General features: G+C 71.8%; 12 protein-coding genes and 1 pseudogene. 5 read left to right on the plus strand and 8 right to left on the minus strand.

The genetic code is table 11. The features are described 5' to 3' along the window. Positions 1 to 62 precede the first annotated feature (62 nt). Both ACT2CW_RS17225 and ACT2CW_RS17230 read left to right on the plus strand, forming a co-directional pair. Positions 63 to 1,169 carry a hypothetical protein gene (locus ACT2CW_RS17225; RefSeq protein ID WP_445517180.1) on the plus strand — a complete coding sequence of 369 codons (1,107 nt, stop codon included), beginning with the start codon at positions 63 to 65 and terminating at the stop codon, positions 1,167 to 1,169. Then, complete coding sequence (locus ACT2CW_RS17230) at positions 1,166 to 2,437, plus strand: hypothetical protein (RefSeq protein ID WP_445517181.1); 1,272 nt, start codon at positions 1,166 to 1,168, stop codon at positions 2,435 to 2,437. Before ACT2CW_RS17225 ends, ACT2CW_RS17230 begins: the two co-directional genes overlap by 4 nt. Before the next feature lie 40 nt (positions 2,438 to 2,477). Here ACT2CW_RS17230 and ACT2CW_RS17235 read toward each other — a convergent pair whose 3' ends face one another. Both ACT2CW_RS17235 and ACT2CW_RS17240 read right to left on the minus strand, forming a co-directional pair. After that, the gene (locus ACT2CW_RS17235; protein WP_445517182.1) at positions 2,478 to 5,729 is read right to left on the minus strand and encodes a bifunctional [glutamine synthetase] adenylyltransferase/[glutamine synthetase]-adenylyl-L-tyrosine phosphorylase; all 3,252 of its coding nucleotides are present in this window, start codon (positions 5,727 to 5,729) and stop codon (positions 2,478 to 2,480) included. A 119-nt stretch (positions 5,730 to 5,848) separates the two neighbouring features. After that, positions 5,849 to 6,474, minus strand: a pseudogene (locus ACT2CW_RS17240) (maleylpyruvate isomerase family mycothiol-dependent enzyme). Between the two features lie 264 nt (positions 6,475 to 6,738). On the opposite strand from ACT2CW_RS17240, the gene ACT2CW_RS17245 reads away from it, so the two are divergent. Beyond that, complete coding sequence (locus tag ACT2CW_RS17245; protein ID WP_445517183.1) at positions 6,739 to 7,194, plus strand: VOC family protein; 456 nt, start codon at positions 6,739 to 6,741, stop codon at positions 7,192 to 7,194. Positions 7,195 to 7,342: 148 nt separating this feature from the next. On the opposite strand, the gene glnA is transcribed toward ACT2CW_RS17245, so the two are convergent. Next, a complete protein-coding gene (glnA, locus tag ACT2CW_RS17250; protein ID WP_037959645.1) occupies positions 7,343 to 8,704 on the minus strand; it encodes a type I glutamate--ammonia ligase in 1,362 nt (453 codons plus the stop codon). 436 nt (positions 8,705 to 9,140) lie between these two features. Between glnA and ACT2CW_RS17255 the strand changes: the two genes are divergently transcribed. Together ACT2CW_RS17255 and ACT2CW_RS17260 are read left to right on the plus strand one after the other, a co-directional pair. Further along, positions 9,141 to 10,838: a multicopper oxidase family protein gene (locus ACT2CW_RS17255; protein ID WP_445517184.1), complete on the plus strand. Its 1,698-nt coding sequence runs from the start codon at positions 9,141 to 9,143 to the stop codon at positions 10,836 to 10,838. A gap of 97 nt (positions 10,839 to 10,935) precedes the next feature. Beyond that, positions 10,936 to 12,690: an NAD+ synthase gene (locus ACT2CW_RS17260; protein ID WP_445517185.1), complete on the plus strand. Its 1,755-nt coding sequence runs from the start codon at positions 10,936 to 10,938 to the stop codon at positions 12,688 to 12,690. A gap of 41 nt (positions 12,691 to 12,731) precedes the next feature. Here ACT2CW_RS17260 and ACT2CW_RS17265 read toward each other — a convergent pair whose 3' ends face one another. The 5 genes from ACT2CW_RS17265 to ACT2CW_RS17285 form a co-directional block, all read right to left on the minus strand. Continuing rightward, positions 12,732 to 13,535, minus strand: coding sequence for an alpha/beta fold hydrolase (locus ACT2CW_RS17265; RefSeq protein WP_445517186.1), 804 nt, complete (start codon positions 13,533 to 13,535; stop codon positions 12,732 to 12,734). A gap of 725 nt (positions 13,536 to 14,260) precedes the next feature. Next, the gene (locus tag ACT2CW_RS17270; RefSeq protein ID WP_445517187.1) at positions 14,261 to 15,466 is read right to left on the minus strand and encodes an MFS transporter; all 1,206 of its coding nucleotides are present in this window, start codon (positions 15,464 to 15,466) and stop codon (positions 14,261 to 14,263) included. 185 nt (positions 15,467 to 15,651) lie between these two features. After that, positions 15,652 to 16,677 carry an endonuclease/exonuclease/phosphatase family protein gene (locus ACT2CW_RS17275; protein ID WP_164432729.1) on the minus strand — a complete coding sequence of 342 codons (1,026 nt, stop codon included), beginning with the start codon at positions 16,675 to 16,677 and terminating at the stop codon, positions 15,652 to 15,654. A gap of 266 nt (positions 16,678 to 16,943) precedes the next feature. Next, complete coding sequence (locus tag ACT2CW_RS17280) at positions 16,944 to 17,552, minus strand: TetR/AcrR family transcriptional regulator (RefSeq protein ID WP_164432731.1); 609 nt, start codon at positions 17,550 to 17,552, stop codon at positions 16,944 to 16,946. Continuing rightward, the gene (locus ACT2CW_RS17285; protein WP_445517188.1) at positions 17,549 to 19,174 is read right to left on the minus strand and encodes an MFS transporter; all 1,626 of its coding nucleotides are present in this window, start codon (positions 19,172 to 19,174) and stop codon (positions 17,549 to 17,551) included. The genes ACT2CW_RS17280 and ACT2CW_RS17285 overlap by 4 nt, the downstream gene beginning before the upstream one ends. Between the last annotated feature and the right edge of the window lie 20 nt (positions 19,175 to 19,194).

The following is a 19,194-nucleotide window of genomic DNA, read 5'->3' on the forward strand; positions in this document are numbered from 1 at the left end:
CCCTTCACTTCGTGCGCTGAACCGCTGAGTAGGATCGTCGGCCACACGGGGGAAGGTCATAAATGAAACAGTTGATGGGCGGCGCGCGCCGCCGTGCCGTTCTGGTCGGTGGCGCCGTCGCGGTGCTGGTGGCGGCCGGGGTCGGTACCTGGGCCACGGACACCTGGCCGTTCGACGGGACAGACACCTACTGCTGGGGTGCGTGGAAAGAGGACAGCGGGCCGGACTTCCTGAGCGGCGACGCGCTGGACGAGGACAACGCCAGCCGTACGTCAAAGGAGACCGTGCCGACGCCGGGGCGGCAGCGCGGGCGGTGCACCGTGGCGCTCCACTCCGAGCGCGTAAGCAGCGACGGCGGCAAGGTCGTGGAGGAGACCGAGATCACGGTCACCTACGGCCCCGCGCCCGAGGGCGCCGCGAAGCGCATGGAGTGGATCGGCGGCTACCTCGGCGACCGGGCGATGCCACTGCCCGACGGGCTGCCGGGCGCCACCGACGGCCGGCACGCGCTGCTGGTACTGCCCAAGGGATGCGACGCCGAGGACGGGCGGCCGACCGCGGTGACGCTCGACTCGATGGCGCGGTCGGTCTACAGCGACTCCACCATGCCGGGCGACGCGGGGCTCGGCGGCTCCCAGTCCGTGGCCCGGTTGCTCGTCGCGGCGGCCAACCACGCGATGGAGAAGGCGGGTTGCGCCCCGGCGAAGCCACTCGAGGCCGTCTCGCCGATGCCCACACTGCCCGAGGACGACGAGGACTTCTTCACCCGGGCCTGCCGGATCAGGGGCCTGGAGTTCGACAAGGAGGAGGCCCGCGACCTGGAGTACCAGGTCGGCGCGGTCACCCGGGATCTCCAGTCCTGTTCGGTACGGACGCAACACGGTGCGGGCCGGTACTTCGACGCCCTGATGGTGGCCCAGCCACGGCTCTCCGCGCTGTTCGACGGGGCCACGGGCAGCAAGGCACCGGCGCGCGGCTGGCGCGGTACGGGGGTCTTCGCCGACGACTACAAGGTCGTACGGGCCGACTGCGCGGGGCAGCGCCCGCTCACCGTGCTGATGCTCGCCCCCTCCCTGCACGAGACGACTCCGTACTTCGCCGCCTTCGCCGACGCCGTGGCGCGACGCGTCGGTTGCGCGCCCGTCGCACCTGGGGGTTCCAGCCGATGAACGACTCCGAGAACAACGAGAACAACGAGAACAACGAGAGCAGCGAGACCAGCGGGAGCAGCGAGAGCAGCGAGAGCAGCGAGAGCAGCGAGAGCAGCGAGAGCGACGCAGCCGACGAGAACGGCGGCACCCGCGTGCCGCTGCACGAACGGCGCCGCCCCTGGTGGCACTGGCAGCGCGTGGCCCGCTCCCGCCCCCGACTGGGCGTGATCATGGCCGTGGTCGGAGCCGTCGTAGGAGCATTGCTCGGCGGCGCGGGCGTGGCCTGGCGGGCCGAGGCGGGTCCGTTCGCGGACGACCGGGCCTGCTGGGGAGCGCTCAGCCGGGACGACGTCGCGGCGCTGTTCGACGGCAAGCGGGACATCAAGACCTCCGAGGTGGACATCACCACCGATCGGATCGGCAGCGAGGGCCCGTCGGGCGAATGCCGTCTGACGTCGCCGCGCGGGCGGCGGATCACGGTCGAGACGCACCAGCTGAACACCGGGTTCGGCGGCGCGGGCGACCGATGGGCCGATGAGTTCCTGTCCGCGCGGCTCACCCCGCTGGGCGATGGGCTGCTGGGCATGGCCTCGGACACCCGGGCCTGGCTCGCGGTGCCCGACGGCTGCATCGGCCGGCCGAGCGGGCTGGACGTCAACAGCGGCCCCACCGTGATCGACATGGAGACCGGCTGGACCGTCTACGACGACGAGGTGGACATCGAGGCCCGCGATCAACTCGCCCGCGCCGTGGTCAAACTGGTCAACCACTACATGGCCGACCAGGGGTGCACGGGCGAGATCGCCGACCCGGTCGGCCGGATGCCGGAGCCGCCGGGGTCCCTGCTCGAGGAGAACGACGCGATGTGCGGCGTCAAGGGACTGCGGCTCCCGGCCGCGTTCAGGCACGAGGGCAGGGGCGGCGCCGTAGTGACTCCGGGCGACGGCCCGGTGCGCACCTGCGACCGCGATGTGCTCTTCGGCCACCCCCAGCTGCGGCTGATGACGATCGAGGACCCCCGGCTCGCGATGCTCTACGACGGGCTGTCCCGGGACGGCGCCAAGGACCAGGTCAAGGCCGGTGAGCAGGACGGACGCGGCTTCGTCCGCGACGACATGGGGCTGTTCCAGGCCGAGTGCCAGACCGGCCAGGTCACCTTCCTGGTCCGGGCCGAGAACGGCGAGCACCCCGACGACATCCGTACGATCCTCCCCCGCTATGTGGCCGCGGAGGCCGACCGGATCGGCTGCGGCCCGCTGCGCGTCAGGCTGCCCGCGGCCGACTGACCCCGCCGACGCGGCGACCTCACCGGCGCGGCGCGGGCGTTCAGCTCTCGTAGTCGTAGAAGAGCCGCTCCACCACCGCCCGCGCCCGGCGGGTGGTGCGGCGGTAGTCCTCCAGCATCTCCCCGACGTGGCCGGGGCCGTAGCCCAAGTAGCGGCCCACGGCGGCCAGTTCGCGGACGTCCGACGGGAACGTGTCGCCGGGTCGGCCGCGGACGAGCATGACGGCGTTGCGGACGCGGCTGGCGAGGATCCACGCCTCGTCGAGGGTCTGGGCGTCCTCGGTGGAGATCAGCTCGGCGGCGTGGGCGGCGGCCAGGGCCTCACGGGTACGGGTGGTGCGCAGCCCGGGCTCGGCCCAGCCGTGGCGCATCTGGAGCAGCTGGACGGTCCACTCGACGTCGCTGAGGCCGCCGCGGCCCAGTTTGGCGTGGGTGGTGGGGTCGGCACCGCGCGGCAGCCGCTCGGACTCCATCCGGGCCTTGAGCCGCCGGATCTCGCGGATCGCGTCCTCGCCCAGCCCCTCGGCCGGATACCGCAGCGGATCGATCAGCTCGATGAACCGCTCGCCGAGCCCGGGGTCGCCCGCCACCGGCTCGGCGCGCAGCAGCGCCTGGCTCTCCCAGACCAGCGACCAGCGGCGGTAGTAGGCGGCGTACGAGGCCAGGGTGCGCACCAGCGGCCCGGACTTGCCCTCGGGGCGCAGATCGGCGTCGATGAGCAGGGGCGGGTCCACGGTGGGGAGCTGGAGCAGCCGCCGCATCTCGTTGGCCACGGTGAAGGCGGCGCGGGCGGCCTCCTGATCGTCGGCGCCCTCGCGCGGCTCGTGGACGAAGAGCACATCGGCGTCCGAGCCGTAGCTGAGCTCATGGCCGCCGAAGCGGCCAACGCCGATGACGGCGAAGCGGGTGGGCAGTTCATCGCCCCAGGTGTCGCGGACGGCGGCGCGCAGGGCCCCGGCGAGGGTCGCGGCGTTCAGATCGGAGAGGGCGTCGCCGACCATGTCGATCAGCATCGCGTCGTCCACGGGCGGTTCGGCGGCGGGGGCGGCGGGCCGGGCCGGCACATGGGGTTCGGAGGCCCGCAGGGCGCTGGGGACCTCGGGCGCCTTGGCCGGTACGGGGGCGGCCGGCCCGGTGGCGGCGGGCCCGGTGGCGGCGGGCCCGGTGGCCCGGCCCGGCGTCCGATCGCCCGACGGCGGCCAGCTCACGGTCGGGCGCACCTCGCCGTTGGCCAGCCGGGCGCTCTCGATGATGTCCGCGGCCGCCGTACGGAACATCTCGCGCCGCCGCACCCCGCGCGCCGCCGCGACCGCCTGCTCGGCGCCGTCCGCGCGGCCGACCGCGGCCAGCACCTCCTGCTCCAGATGGGCCCGGCCGCGCGGGCGCAGCCCCTCCGGGTCGCCGAGCAGGGCGACCGCCTCGGGGGCGCGCAGCAGCAGATCGGGGGCGAGCCGCCCGGCGGAGAGCACCCGGGCCAGGTTCTCGGCGGCGGCGCCCTCGTCGCGCAGCAGCCGCAGGTACCAGGGCGTCTTGCCCAGCGCGTCCGAGACCTTGCGGAAGCCCAGCAGCCCGGCGTCCGGGTCGGCGGAGTCGGCGAACCAGCCCAGCAGCACGGGCAGCAAGGTGCGCTGGATCGCCGCCTTGCGGGTCACCCCGGACGCCAGGGCCTCCAGGTGGCGCAGCGCACCGGCCGGGTCCGCGTACCCCAGGGCGGTGAGCCGCTGGCCGGCCGCCTGGGAGCTGAGCCGGATCTCACCGGGCTGGAGCTGGGCGACGGCGTCCAGCAGCGGCCGGTAGAAGAGCTTCTCGTGCAGCCGCCGCACTTCGCGGGCGTGCCGCCGCCAGGCGGTGCCCAGCTCGGTCACCGGCTCGGTGCGGAACCCCAGCGACCGGCCGAGGCGGCGCTGGTCGGCCTCGGCCTCGGGCATCAGATGGGTGCGGCGCAGCCGGTAGAGCTGGAGCCGGTGCTCCATGGTGCGCAGAAAGCGGTACGCGTCGTCCAGCGCGGCGGCGTCGGTGCGGCCCACATAGCCGCCGGCGGCGAGGGCAGCGAGCGCGTCCAGCGTCGTACCGCTGCGCAGCGACTCGTCGGACCGCCCGTGCACCAACTGGAGCAGCTGGACGGCGAACTCGACGTCGCGCAGACCGCCGGGGCCCAGCTTGAGCTCGCGGTCGACCTCGGACACGGGGATGTTCTCGACCACGCGGCGGCGCATCTGCTGCACGTCGGGGATGAAGTTCTCGCGCTCGACGGCCTGCCAGACCATGGGCGCGAGGGCGTCCACGTACGCCTGGCCGAGCGCGGCGTCGCCCGCCACCGGACGTGCCTTCAGCAGCGCCTGGAACTCCCAGGTCTTGGCCCAGCGCTGGTAGTACGCCAGATGGCTGGAGAGAGTGCGCACCAGCGGGCCGTTGCGCCCCTCGGGGCGGAGGTTGGCGTCGACGGGCCAGATGGTGCCCTCGACGGTGACGTCGGAGCAGACGCGCATCAGCCGGGAGGCGAGCCGGGTGGCGGCCCGTACCGCCTCGCCCTCCTCGACGCCCTCGACGGCCTCCGCCACGAAGATCACGTCCACGTCGGAGACGTAATTGAGCTCGCGACCGCCGCATTTGCCCATGCCGATCACGGCCAGCCGGCAGGCGGCGGCGTCCTGCGGCTGCTCCTCGGCCGCGATCTCCAGCGCGGCCCGCACCGTGGCGGTCGCGAGGTCGGCGAGCTCGGCGGCCGTCTGGGTGATGTCGGTGGTACCGCACACATCGCGGGCGGCGATGGCCAGCAGCGCCCGTCGGTAGGCGACGCGCAGCGCGTCGGGCCGGGGCATCCCCGCCCCGGGCGCGCCCCAGACCCCCTCGGCCAGGGCCCGCTCGAACTCGGGGGTGGTGGGGTGCAGATCGGCCGACTCGTAGGTCACCAGGGCGTGCCAGTCGCCCGGGTGGCGGGCGAGGTGGTCGCCCAGCGCCTCGGACGCGCCGAGCACCCCGAGCAGCCGGTCGCGCAGCGGTTTCGCGGTGACGAGGGTGTCCAGCAGCGCCTGCCGCGAACCGGCCCGCTGCCCGCCGTCCTCCTTCTCCTCCGCGTCCTCCTCGGGCAGCGCCTCGACGAGCCGTACGAGCCCGAGCAGCGCCAGATCGGGGTCGGCGGTCGCGCCGAGCGCCTCCAGCAGCACCGAATCGCTCCGCACCGCGGCCAGCTCGGGCGCGTCCAGCAGCCGCTGCGCGGCCGAGGCGTCGGTGAAACCGTGCCGCAGCAGCCGGGTGATATTGCTGCTCCTGCGTCCCTGCGGTACGGCCATCCCGCCGCCTCCCGTCCCTGGTCGACTCCGCGCCACTCGACCACGCGCACACCCGTGATCAAAGGCGCCGCTGACGAGCCTAAGCGACCCCACGGGCGAAGCGGCAGGTCCGGGCGGCGTCAGGCGCTGACGAAACGGTCCCGCGGCTCGCCGCGAAGATGCCCCGGCGGCAGCCGGCGGCCGTAGGCGACCAGAAGCAGGTCCTGAGCGGCCCCGGTCAGCTCGGCCCCGCTGCCGTACGACCAGTCCAGATCGTCGGCGCGCAGCCGGACCCCTTCGAGGTCGGCCCGAAGAACTTCAGCCCCCTGGGATTGACCGTCCCCAGCAGAACGCGCAGCCGGTCCTCGGGCACCCGGCGGTCGAGCCCGAGCGCGACGGTGATGTCCAGACCGTGGATCACATCGTGGCCCAGCGCCGCCTCGACCCCGCCCACCGGCGGCTTCCAAGGGTGCTCGGCGTGGTCCCGGAGGTACGCGGCGAGTTCCCCGGTCGAGGCGGCAACCGCGTCCTTACGGGCGAGCCGATCGGTCATCCGGTGAAGGCCGCCGCGTGCCTTGACCAGCTCCCACACCACCGCCGGCAGCGGATACCGAAACCCCATCGACATATGCGCCGCCACCTCCCGCACCCGCCACCCCGCACACAGACTGGGCGCCCCCCACTGCTCCTCCGCCAGCCCGTCCAACACCCCCGCCAGCTCCCGGCGTTCGGCCGCGATCGCTCTTCTGATGTCCACGAGGTCCATGAGCTCAAGGGTTTCGGCAGCCTCGCCGTAAGTCCAAGAGCTCATGCTTCTCACAGCCAGAAGCGACGGTTATGGCACGGCGGGAGAGCAGGTTCACGACGAGGAACCGAGCCGCGAACGCGACCGGCACAACGGCCAGCGACAGGCGGCCCGGGATCACCTGCATCCCATACCCCAGGTTGGAGATATGGCCATTGCCGGCGCGCATCTGCGAATGTCAACGAAAGAGGATCGCCTGTCAGACCTGCCTGGGATGCTCCGAGCATGGAGATGACAGTGCAGCTGACGATCGACTGCTCCGATCCGCAGAGAATGGTGACTTTCTGGGCCGAGGCCCTGGGCTACGTGCCTGAGCCTCCGCCGGGCGGGCACGCTACGTGGCGTGGTTACTGGGCGGCAGCGGGGGTGCCCGAGGCAGAGTTGCCGGCCGGTGCCGGGGATATTCCAGAGTCGATCATCGATCCCGCGGGACGTGGACCGAGGGTGTGGTTCCAGGAGGTTCCGGAGCGGAAGGTCGCCAAGAACCGGTGGCACTTCGACCTGAAGGTCGGTGGGAGCCGTGACGTCCCACTGGACGTCCGCACACAGCGGGTCAAGGCTACGGTGGAACGGCTGGTCAAAGCTGGTGCCACCGTGCTGCGGATCAAGGATGAGCCGGACATGGGGCTCTACGCCACCGCCATGCAGGACCCCGAGGGCAACGAATTCGACGTCGTCTGAGGCCGTTGCGCCGGTGCTGGTCACAGCCACTCGTTCAGCGTCTGACCGCCCACGGACGGCCCAGGTCCGGTGAGACGGCTCCGGGCCGACGGTACGCAACCGTCGGCCCAGGTGGCCGCTGCGGCGGGACTGCCACTCTGACCTGCGGCTACAGCACCGGGAGGTTCTTCCGGAGCTCGAACGGGGTGACCTCGGAGCGGTACTCCTCCCACTCCTGCTTCTTGTTGCGCAGGAAGAAGTCGAAGACATGCTCCCCGAGCGTCTCGGCGACCAGTTCGCTGCGCTCCATCAGGTCGATCGCCTCGCCCAGGTTCTGCGGGAGGGGCTCGATGCCGAGGGAGCGGCGTTCGGCGTCGGAGAGGGCCCAGACGTCGTCGTCGGCGCCGGCCGGGAGTTCGTAGCCGCCCTCGATGCCCTTGAGGCCGGCGGCGAGGAGGGCCGCGTAGGCCAGGTAGGGGTTGGCGCCGGAGTCCAGGGAGCGGACCTCGACGCGGGTGGAGCCGGTCTTGCCGGGCTTGTAGAGGGGGACGCGGACGAGGGCGGAGCGGTTGTTGTGGCCCCAGCAGATGTAGGAGGGGGCCTCTCCGCCCGCGCCGGCGGTGCGCTTGGAGCCGCCCCAGATGCGCTTGTAGGAGTTGACCCACTGGTTGGTGACGGCGGAGATCTCCCCGGCGTGGCGCAGCAGGCCCGCGATGAAGGAGCGGCCCACCTTGGAGAGCTGGAACTCGGCGCCGGACTCGTAGAAGGCGTTGCGGTCGCCCTCGAAGAGGGAGAGGTGGGTGTGCATGCCCGAGCCGGGGAACTCCGAGAACGGCTTGGGCATGAAGGTGGCCTGGACCCCCTGCTCCAGTGCGACCTGCTTCATGACCAGGCGGAACGTCATGATGTTGTCGGCGGTGGAGAGCGCGTCGGCGTAGCGCAGATCGATCTCCTGCTGGCCGGGGGCGCCCTCGTGGTGGGAGAACTCGACCGAGATGCCCATCGACTCGAGCATGGTGATCGCCTGGCGGCGGAAGTCCATGCCGATGTTCTGCGGGGTGTGGTCGAAGTAGCCCGAGGAGTCGGCGGGCACCGGGCGGCTGCCGTCCACCGGCTTCTGGTTGAGCAGGAAGAACTCGATCTCGGGGTGGGTGTAGAAGGTGAACCCGAGGTCGGAGGTCTTGGCGAGGATGCGCTTGAGGACGAAGCGGGGGTCGGCGAAGGACGGTGAGCCGTCCGGCATCAGGATGTCGCAGAACATCCGCGCGGTCCCGGGGGCCTCGGCACGCCAGGGCAGGATCTGGAACGTACCGGGGTCCGGCTTGGCGATCATGTCGGACTCGTAGACCCGGGCGAAGCCCTCGATCGCGGAACCATCGAATCCGATGCCCTCGTCGAAGGCGCCCTCGAGCTCGGCCGGCGCGACGGCCACGGACTTCAGGAAGCCGAGCACATCGGTGAACCAGAGCCGCACAAACCGGATGTCGCGCTCTTCGAGTGTACGGAGCACGAACTCCTGCTGCTTATCCATGGTCCCCAATCCTTGCAGGTCAAACGGCTCTTTGTGCGGGCGCGGGGCACCTTTCGCCTCCCCAGTATCACGCGGCGGGATTTCACAGAGGTTTCGTCCGGTCGCCCCGGCCTCCCTTCACCTCACCACGATGGGTGCATCGTACTTTCACCCGGCCGGTCCCGGACCCGACCGTTCTGCCCCCTCCGTGGCGCCTGCCGGGGCTCCATACCCCTTGGGGGTAGGGTGCCGAATATCAAGATGATCAAACGGTCGGATGATGATCTGAAGATCAGAACGGTCAGATGGAGGGCGCGATGCGGCGAAGCCCCTCACCCCAGAGCCGATCGCTGATGCGGCGCATAGAGCGGCGCGTCGGCCGCCCGCCCTCCCGGCGGGGCGGTGGACGCGCCGACCCGCACGCATCCGGCACACATCAGCATTGGGGTACTGACTCATGCACGAAAAGACTCGCCGTGCCGTGCTCGGCACGGGCATCGCCGCCGCGGGCAGCGGTCTGCTCGCCGCCTGCGGCTCCTCCGGCCCCCGCCCCCGCGCCGGAGGCCCCCACGGCGTGGACGGCAACGCGATGGGCGCCCCCGCCAGGCCCGGCGCGCCCGCGGACGACACTCCGGCGCAGTACGTCTCCCCCCATGGCCCGGAGGTCGCCGCGGCCGAGCGGCGGCGGGGCCCCGGCCCGGTGCGCACCTTCCGGCTCACCGCCACCGCGACCACCCTGGACATCGGCGCCCGCAAGGTGACGTCCTGGGCGTACGAGGACCAGGTGCCGGGCCGGGAGATCCGGGTGACGGCGGGCGACACGATCGCGCTCACGCTCGCCAACAACCTGCCGCAGCCCACCACGCTGCACTGGCACGGCATCCGGCTGCGCAACGACATGGACGGCGTCCCCGGGGTGACCCAGCGGGCGATCAAGACCGGCGCCGCCTTCGACTACCGCCTCACCGCGTTCTACCCGGGCACGTACTGGATCCATCCGCACTCGGGCGTCCAGCTGGACCGGGGGCTGTACGCACCGCTGATCGTGGAGGATCCGAAGGAACCGCTGGCGTACGACAAGGAGTGGGTCGTCGTCCTGGACGACTGGCTCGACGGGGTGGGCGGCCGCACCCCGGACCAGGAGTTCGAGCGGCTCAACGCGGGCAAGGGCGGCGCGGTCGGCCATGCGATGGACGACGGCTCGATGGGCGACGGCCCGACGGACGGCGACGGCAAGCGCGGCGCCACGGTCACAGCCAAAGCCACGCCCACGGCCAAAGCGACGGCCACGGCCAAAGCGACAGCCAAGCGCGACCGGCCCCGGACCACCGCGCGGAAGAAGGCCGCGCCCATGGAGAGCCGGCTGCTGGGCGGCCACGCGGGCGATGTCACCTACCCCTACTACCTGGTCAACGGCCGCAGCCCCGAGTCCCCGCAGGTCTTCCGCGCCAAGCGCGGCGACCGGGTGCGCATCCGCATCATCAACGCGGGCGGCGACACCGCCTTCCGCGTCGCCCTCGGCGGCCACCGGATGACCGTCACCCACACCGACGGCTACCCCGTCGTACCGGCCAAGACGGACGCGCTGCTGCTGGGCATGGGCGAGCGCTACGACGTGCTGGTCACCGTCAAGGACGGAGTCTTCCCGCTCGCCGTGATCGCCGAGGGCAAGGGGCGGTCCGCGATGGCGGTGCTGCGCACCCGCGGCAAGAGCCCGGTGAGGTTCCCGCGCCCCAAGGAGCTGGACGGCGAGCTGCTCACCGCGGACCGGCTGAAGGCGGCCGAGGACGTCCGGCTGACGCCCAAGGAGCCCGACCGCATCATCCGGATGCGGCTCACCGGCTCGATGCGGCGCTGGGACTGGGCGATCAACGGCCGGCCGTACGACCCCTCGCAGCGCTATCCGGTCCGGGAGGGTGAGCGGGTGCGGATCACGTTCATCAACGGCACCGACATGTGGCATCCGGTCCATCTGCACGGCCACACCTTCGCGCTGCCGGACGGCGGCCCCCGTAAGGACACCACGGTCCTGCTGCCGCACCACAAGGTGAGCATGGACCTCGACGCCGACAACCCGGGGCTGTGGATGGTCCACTGCCACAACGTCTACCACTCGGAGTCCGGGATGATGACCATCCTCGGCTACCAGAAGTGAAGCCCGGCGTGACCGGTGTGAGAGAAGCCAGGCGTGACCGGCGTGAGAAGGGAGACACCCCCGGCTATCGCGTCAGACAGACGATTACACTGGGCCCGTGCCTCAACTTCGCCTCGCTCTGAACCAGATCGACTCGACCGTCGGCGACCTCGACGGCAACACCGAATCGATACTCCACTGGACCCGGCACTCCGCCGAGCAGGGCGCCCATCTGGTGGCGTTCCCCGAGATGGTGCTGACCGGCTACCCCGTCGAGGACCTGGCGCTGCGCTCGTCCTTCGTCGAGGCGTCGCGCGCCGCGCTGCGCTCGCTCGCCGAGCGGCTGGACGCCGAGGGGCTGGGCGAGGTGCCGGTGGTCGTCGGCTACCTCGACCGCAGCGAGCGCGCCCGGCGCTACGGCCAGCCGGCCGGGTCGCCGCAGAACGCGGGCGCGGTGCTGCACCGGGGCGCGGTCGTCCTGACCTTCGCCAAGCACCATCTGCCGAATTACGGCGTCTTCGACGAGTTCCGCTACTTCGTGCCCGGCGACACCCTGCCCATGGTCCGCGTCCACGGCATCGACGTGGCGCTCGCCATCTGCGAGGACCTGTGGCAGGACGGCGGCCGGGTGCCGGCCAGCTGCTCGGCGGGGGCCGGGCTGCTGCTGTCGATCAACGCCTCGCCGTACGAGCGGGAGAAGGACGACACCCGGCTGGACCTGGTGCGCAAGCGGGCCCAGGAGGCGGGCTGCACCACCGCGTACCTGGCCATGATCGGCGGCCAGGACGAGCTGGTCTTCGACGGCGACTCGATCGTGGTCGACCGGGACGGCGAAGTCATCGCGCGGGCGCCGCAATTCGCCGAGGGCTGTGTGCTGCTCGACCTCGAGCTGCCCGCCGCCGACCCGGGCTCGGTCCCCGAGGGGGTCGTGGACGACGGGCTCCGCGTCGACCACGTCACCCTCTCGGACGACCCGCTGCCCCGCTATGAGCCGGAGCTCGCGGGCGGCGAGGCCGAGCGGCTCGGGGACGACGAGGAGATCTACACGGCGCTGGTCGTGGGGCTGCGGGCCTATGTGGCGAAGAACGGTTTCCGCAGTGTGCTGATCGGGCTCTCCGGCGGGATCGACTCCTCGCTCGTCGCCGCCATCGCGTGTGACGCGGTCGGCGCGCAGAACGTGTACGGCGTCGCGATGCCCTCGCGCTACTCCTCCGAGCACTCGATCGACGACGCGGCCGAGCTGGCGCGGCGCACCGGGCTGAACTTCCGCACGGTCCCGATCGCCCCGATGTTCGACGCCTATATGGGCTCCCTGGGGCTCACCGGGCTGGCCGAGGAGAACCTCCAGTCGCGGCTGCGCGGCACGATGCTGATGGCGATCTCCAACCAGGAGGGCCACATCGTCCTCGCCCCGGGCAACAAGTCCGAGCTGGCTTGCGGCTACTCCACGCTCTACGGGGACTCGGTCGGCGCGTACGGCCCGATCAAGGACGTCTACAAGACCTCCGTCTTCCGGCTGTCGAAATGGCGTAACCGTGCGGCGGAAGAGCGGGGCCAGACCCCGCCCATCCCCGAGAACTCGATCACCAAGCCGCCGAGCGCCGAGCTGCGCCCCGGCCAGGTCGACACCGACTCGCTGCCCGACTACGACGTCCTCGACCGGATCCTGGAGCTGTATGTCGACCGCGACCAGGGGCGTACCGAGATCGTGGCGGCGGGGTACGACGACGCGCTGGTGACGCGGATCCTGCGGCTGGTGGACACCGCCGAGTACAAGCGCCGGCAGTACCCGCCGGGCACGAAGATCTCCGCGAAGGGGTTCGGCAAGGATCGCCGGCTGCCCATTACCAATCGCTGGCGGGAGCACGCCTGAGGCTCTGGGGCGGCGTGAGGCGCGGCGCGCGGTGGCGCGCCCTATGACGATGCCTGGGCGTCTGACCGAACCTGGGCGTCCAGGAACGTCCTGATCAGGCCCAGCCACGCATCGGGCGCCTCCGCGAACGGCAGATGGCCGGACTCCAGCTCGGCGAGGCGCGCCCCGGGGATCGCGTCCGCCACCTGGCGGTGGTGGTACGGCGTGGCCATCGCGTCCAGCGTCGTGGAGATCACCAGGGTGGGCACCCGGATCCGGCCCAGGTCCTCGCGGACGTCGATCCGGCCGACCAGTTCCACCTGGTCGATCGCGCCGGGCGGCACCGAGGCGCGGGCGCCCTCGATCACCGTGGCGAGCTCCTCGGGCGTCATCCGGTCCAGATAGGGCGCGCCCGCGCCGATGAGCGCGGTCCAGCGGGCGGTCGCCTCCTCGTCGCCCGAGCGGAGCTGGCGCAGCCAGTCGTCCACCAGGAGCCGCATCCGGGCGCTGGGGTGGGCGAAGGTCGCGGTCAGGACCAGAGCGGTGACCCGCTCGGGGTGGCGGGTGGCAGCGCGCAGGGCGACCGGCCCGCCGAGGGAGTATCCGGCGATGGCGAAGGTGTCCAGGCCCTCCTCGACGGCCGTGCCCACCAGCTGGTCGGCCAGGGTGTCGAGGTCCAGCGGCCCGCTCGCGCGCGGGGTGCGGCCGGAGCCGGGGTAGTCGGGGCCGACCACGCGGTGTCGCGCGGCGAGACCGTCCAGGATCGGACCGTAGTTCCCCTCGATGGAGCCGGTCCCGCCGTGGGCGAGCAGCAGCCCGGGGCCGGTGCCGCGGACGATGCGGGCGAGGGGTGAGGTGCTGGTCATCAGGTGCGTCCTTACGTCACGTCTTATGGCTGTGACGGGGACGCTAAAGCCTCACATCGATGTCAAAGTCAAGCCCGCCGGGGCCGCGTGGGCGCCGGATCTTTCCCCTCCCCGCCCCTTCCCGAAACTGGGGCTCCGCCCCCAGGCCCCGAGCCGGGGCTCCGCCCCAGACCCCAGAACCGGGGCTCCGCCCCAAACCCCGGACCCCGGGCTCCGCCCCTGGCGCCCGGGGCTCGGTGCGGATCCGCCATCGATGCCGCGAGAAGGAGCGAAGCCCCGGCTCGGGGCCTGGGGCAGAGCTCCGGCCCGGGACCTGGGACGAAGCCCGGCTCGTACCCGGGACGAAGCCCCGCTCGGAGCCTGGGTCAGAGCCCTGGCTCGGGACCTCGGACGAAGCCTCGAAGCGGAGCCTGGGACAGATCCCCGGCACGGACCCGGGGCGAGGCTCGGCTCGGGACCTCGGACGAAGCCCCGGCACGCGGCCCGGGACAGAGCCCGGCACGGGGCCAGGGGCAGAGCCCCAACTCAGGGCCAGGGACGAAGCCCGGCACGGAGCCTCGGACGAAGCCCGGCTCGGGGGCTGGGGCAGAGCCTCAGCTCAGGGCCTGGGGCAGAGCCCCGGCTTCGGGGCCCGGGGCGGAGCCCCGGATTGGGGGCTGGGGCGGAGCCCCGGTTTCGGGGAGGGGCGGGGAGGGGGCAGCCCGCCGTAGGCGGCCCCGCTGGGCTCAGCCCACCTCGGACATCTGCGGCAGCGCCTCACTGCTCGCCACGACCCGCGAGCCACCCCCCGGAGCCCGATCCGTCAGCCCCGCGATCAGCGCGATCGCGAGGCCGATCACCGCGAGCACCGCGCCGACCAGCGTCGGGGAGGTCCAGCCCCAGCCCGCCGCGATGGCGACGCCGCCGAGCCACGCACCGCCCGCGTTGGCCAGGTTGAAGGCGGAGTGGTTGGAGGCGGAGGCCAGCGTAGGGGCGTGCTGGGCCTTGTTCATCACCAGCATCTGGAGCGGGGTGGTGGTCATGAAGCCGACCGCGCCCAGCACCACGACCGACAGCAGCGCCGCCCACTTCACATGCACCGTGAAGTCGAAGGCCACGAGCACGGCGGCCAGCGCGGCCAGCGAGCCGTAGAGCGTGGGCCGCAGCGCCCGGTCGGTGAGCGGGCCGGCGACCAGGGCGCCCAGCGTCATGCCGATGCCGAACAGCGCCAGCACCAGCGTGACCGTCGACTCACCGAACCCGGTGACCTCGGTCATCATCGAGGCGAGGTAGCTGTAGACGGCGAAGACGCCGGCGAAGCCGAAGACGGCGGTGAGCAGCCCCAGCAGCACCTGGCGGTCGCGCAGCGCGCCGAGCTCCTGGCGCAGCCCGCCGTGCTGCTCGTGGGAGATCTGCGGAACGAGCCGGGCGAGCGCGGCCATCGCGACCACGCCGATCGCGGCGACGACCAGGAAGGTCGCACGCCAGCCGAGGTTCTGGCCGAGCAGGGTGGCCACGGGCACACCGACGATGTTGGCGATGGTCAGCCCGAGGAACATGGTGGCGACCGCGCGGGCCCGCCGGTCCTCGGTCACCAGCCGCGCGGCGACCACCGCGCCGACGCCGAAGAACGCGCCGTGGGGCAGCCCGGCGAGCACCCGGCCCGCGATCAGCAGCCCGAAGTTGGGGGCGAGGGCGGAGGCGAGGTTGCCCACCGTGAAGAGCGCCATGAGCAACACGAGCATCCGCTTGCGCGGGATACGGGAACCGAGGGCGGTCAGCAGCGGAGCGCCCACCACGACTCCGATGGCGTAGGCGGAGACGAGGTATCCGGCCGTGGGCACCGAGGTGTCCAGATCATTCGCGACATTGGGCAGCAGGCCCATCATCACGAATTCGGTAGTACCAATGCCGAAGGCGCTCACAGCAAGGGCGAGCAGGGCCAGGGGCATGAGAGACCTTTCAAACGAAGGAGAAACGTGCAGGGGATGCATATGTTCTCTAGCTGAACAAAGTCTCTCACGCAGAATGTTCCCGAGGTGATCCCCAAGATGAACGGCACGTAAGATCTCGCCGGGTGCCCCGTGAGCTATGTCACCCGACGACTTCCCGGGCCACCGACCTCCCGGGCCACGCCTCAGTAGTCGACCGACGCCGCCAGCGGAAGGTGATCGCTGCCGGTCCTGGGCAGCGCCCACGCCGAGACCGGATCCAGCCCCCGCACCATGATCTGGTCGATCCGCGCCATCGGGAACGAGGCGGGCCAGCTGAAGCCGAAGCCGTCGCCCGCCGCGCCCTGGGCGGACCGCATCTGCGCGGTGACGGGGGCGAGCGCGCGGTCGTTCATGGTGCCGTTCAGATCGCCCAGCAGGATCACCTTCTTCAGCGGCTCCCGGGCGATGGCCTGGCCCAGCGCCTCGGCGCTGTCGTCGCGCTGCCCGGCGGTGAAGCCCGCGTTGAACTTCACCCGTACCGAGGGCAGATGGGCCACATAGACGCCGACCTCACCGCGCGGGGTCGCGACGGCGGTGCGCAGCGCCCGCGTCCAGCCCAGCTTGATGTTCACCGGCTTGGTGCCGGACAGCGGATACTTGCTCCACAGCCCCACCGTGCCCTGCACGGTGTGGTAGCGGTAGGTGCCCGCCAGGGCCCGCTCGTACGTCGGCACGGCCGAGTCCGTCAGCTCCTCCAGGGCCACCACATCGGCGCCCGAAGCGGCCACGTCCTTCGCGGTGCCGGTCGGATCGGCGTTCTCCGCGTTGACGTTGTGGGTGACGACGGTCAGCTCACCGCCGCTGCCGGACTTGTCGGAGAACATCAGCCCGCCGAAGAGGTTCAGCCAGACGGCGACGGGCAGCACCAGCGCCAGCACGGCGCTCGCCGACCGCCGCACCAGACCGAGCACCAGCAGCACCGGAAGGAACAGGCCCAGCCACGGCAGGAAGGTCTCCAGCAGCGAGCCGAGGTTGCCCACCCGGTTGGGGATGTCGGCGTGGAAGACCATGACCAGGGCGAGCAGGATCGCGATCGCCGCCAGTACCAGTCCGCGCCGCCAGATGCCGCGGTCGTTCCGCAGCCGGTCGAACAGGCGGCCGGTCCGGGAGCCCGATTGCCGGGGGGCGTCCCCGAGCTGTCCCGTCTCCTGCGTGTACGCCTGCGTCATTCGCTGTCCCTCACTGCCTCAACTGCCGCGCCTTGGACTACGACCCTAGGTGATGACCAGGGCTTTTCCCGACGCCCCCGGTGGGGGTGGTCCCCGTCCGAGGACGACGGGAGGACGGCCCCGAGTTCCACATCCCGGCCCGGGAGGGGGTGTTGTGACACAACAGGCACAAACCGCTCAGCGGAGCTCAACGGAGTTCAGCGGAGCCCAACGGAGCTCAGCAGAGTTCAGCGGCAGAGCTCAGCGGCGGAGTTCAGCGGCGGAGTTCAGCGGCGTGGGGAGACCCCTTCGAGGACCGTGTCGACGATCCGTTCGGCCAGCCCCTCGGGCAGCTCCTTCCACTCGTGGAGCATGGCGCGGGCGAGCATCGGACCGGTGAAGAGGTCGGCGAGCAGCTCCAGATCCACATCGGCGCGGATCTCACCGCTCTCCCGGCCCCGCCGCAGCACGGCGCGCAGGCTCGCGCGGCGGGCCGCTATGACGTTCTCGTCGTACGCCCGCCACAGCTCCTTGTGCGCGTGCATCTGGGTGATGACGCTGCGCAGCAGGGCGGAGTTGCGCTTGGCGAGCCCGCGGCGGCGCATGAACTCCAGGATGGTGACGAGGTCGTCGCGCACCGAGACCCCGGCCGGCTCGGGGCTGGGCTCCTCCAGGGAGCGCAGCACATCGAGCATCAGCGCGTCCTTGCCGGGCCAGCGGCGGTAGACCGTGGCCTTGCCGACCCCCGCCTCGCGGGCGATCCCCTCGATCGACAGACCGCCGACCGAGGCGCCCTCCTCCAGCAGCCGCAGCGCGGCCTCGATGATCGCGGCGTCGGTGGCGGGGCTGCGGGGGCGGCCGCGGAGCCTGGGCGCGGAGCTCTCCGGTGCGGTCATCGGTCGGCCGACGCCTCCTCCCGCGACCGCGGCCGCCCGTCGTCGGGGGCCGGGCCGGAGCCTTCCTTGCCGGGCAGGAAGGCGAGGACGACCAGCGCGCCGAGGACGGCGACACCCGCCGAGCCGAGGGCGGTGATGTGCATGGCGTGCACGAAGGCGTCCTGCGCCGGGCCCACCAGCGCCTGCCCCCTGGGCCCGAGCTTCTCGGCGACCCCCATGGTGGCCTCGACGGACTCGCCCGCCGAGCGCTGTACGGAGTCGGGCAGTCCGGGCACGGCGGCCAGGGTGTCCCCGATCCGGTCGCGGTAGGCGGTGGAGAGCACCGAGCCCAGCACCGCGACCCCGAGCGCGCCGCCGACCTGCCGGAAGGTGTTGTTGAGCGCCGAGCCGGAACCGGCCTTCTGACGCGGCAGCGCCTGCATGATCCCGGTGGTCACCGGCGGCATGATGTGCGCCATTCCGGCGCCCTGGGCGAAGAACAGCACCTCGAGCACGACGATCGGGGTGTCCACGCCGAGCAGCAGGAACCCCGACATGGCGGCGGCCACCAGCAGCATCCCGCAGGTGCACACCGCGCGGGCGCCGAACCGCTCGACGACCAGCCGGGCGCGCGGGGCGAAGATCAGCTGCGCCACGGCCAGCGGCAGGATCAGCAGCCCGGATTCGAGGGCGCTGTAGCCGCGCACGCTCTGGGTGTAGAAGACCATGAAGAAGGTCACGCCCATGAGGGCGAAGAAGACCAGGGCGATGGCGGCGATGGCGGCGGAGAAGGCGGGGTTGCGGAAGTAGCCGACGTCGATGGCCGGGTGGTCGCTGCGCTTCTCGTGCACCACGAACAGCGCCAGCACGGCGAGCCCGGCGGCGATCGAGCCCAGCACCTGGGCGTCGGTGAAGTCGGCGAGCTGGCCGCCCTTGATGATGCCGTAGACCAGCAGGACGAGCCCGACCACGGACAGCAGCACGCCCAGCGGGTCCACCCGGCCGGGCGCCGGGTCCCTGGAGTCGGGGACGAGCACCACCATCGCGATCAGCCCGGCGATCACGATCGGCACATTGACGAAGAAGACCGAACCCCACCAGAAGTGTTCGAGCAGCAGTCCACCGGTGATCGGTCCGATGGCGATGGCCAGCCCCACCGCGGCGACCCAGATGCCGATCGCCTTGGCCTGCTCCTCGCGTTCGAAGACATTGACCAGGATGGCGAGGGTCGCGGGCATCACGAAGGCGGCGCCGAGACCCATGAGCGCCCGGAAGCCGACGAGCTCACCGGGCGATCCGGAGAAGGCGGCGAGCACCGAGCCGATGCCGAACACCGCCATCCCGCCGAGCAGGACCTTCTTACGGCCGATCCGGTCGCCGAGGATCCCGGCGGTGAACAGCAGCCCGGCGAAGACCAGCGTGTAGGAGTTGATCGCCCACTCGAGCTGGCTCTGGGTGGCGCCGAGCCCGGTGGGCTTCGGCGAGGCGATGGTCTTCATCGCCACGTTGAGTATCGAGTTGTCGAGGACGACGACCAGCACGCTGAACATCAGGACGACGAGGATCGCCCAGCGCCTGCGGTGGATCGCCTCGGGGGCGCCGGATCCGGCCGGTGCGCCCTGGGTGCTGGGTGGGGTTGCCATGCCGCCCAGGCTAGGCGACT

Source organism: Streptomyces sp. NEAU-174, from assembly GCF_052665095.1.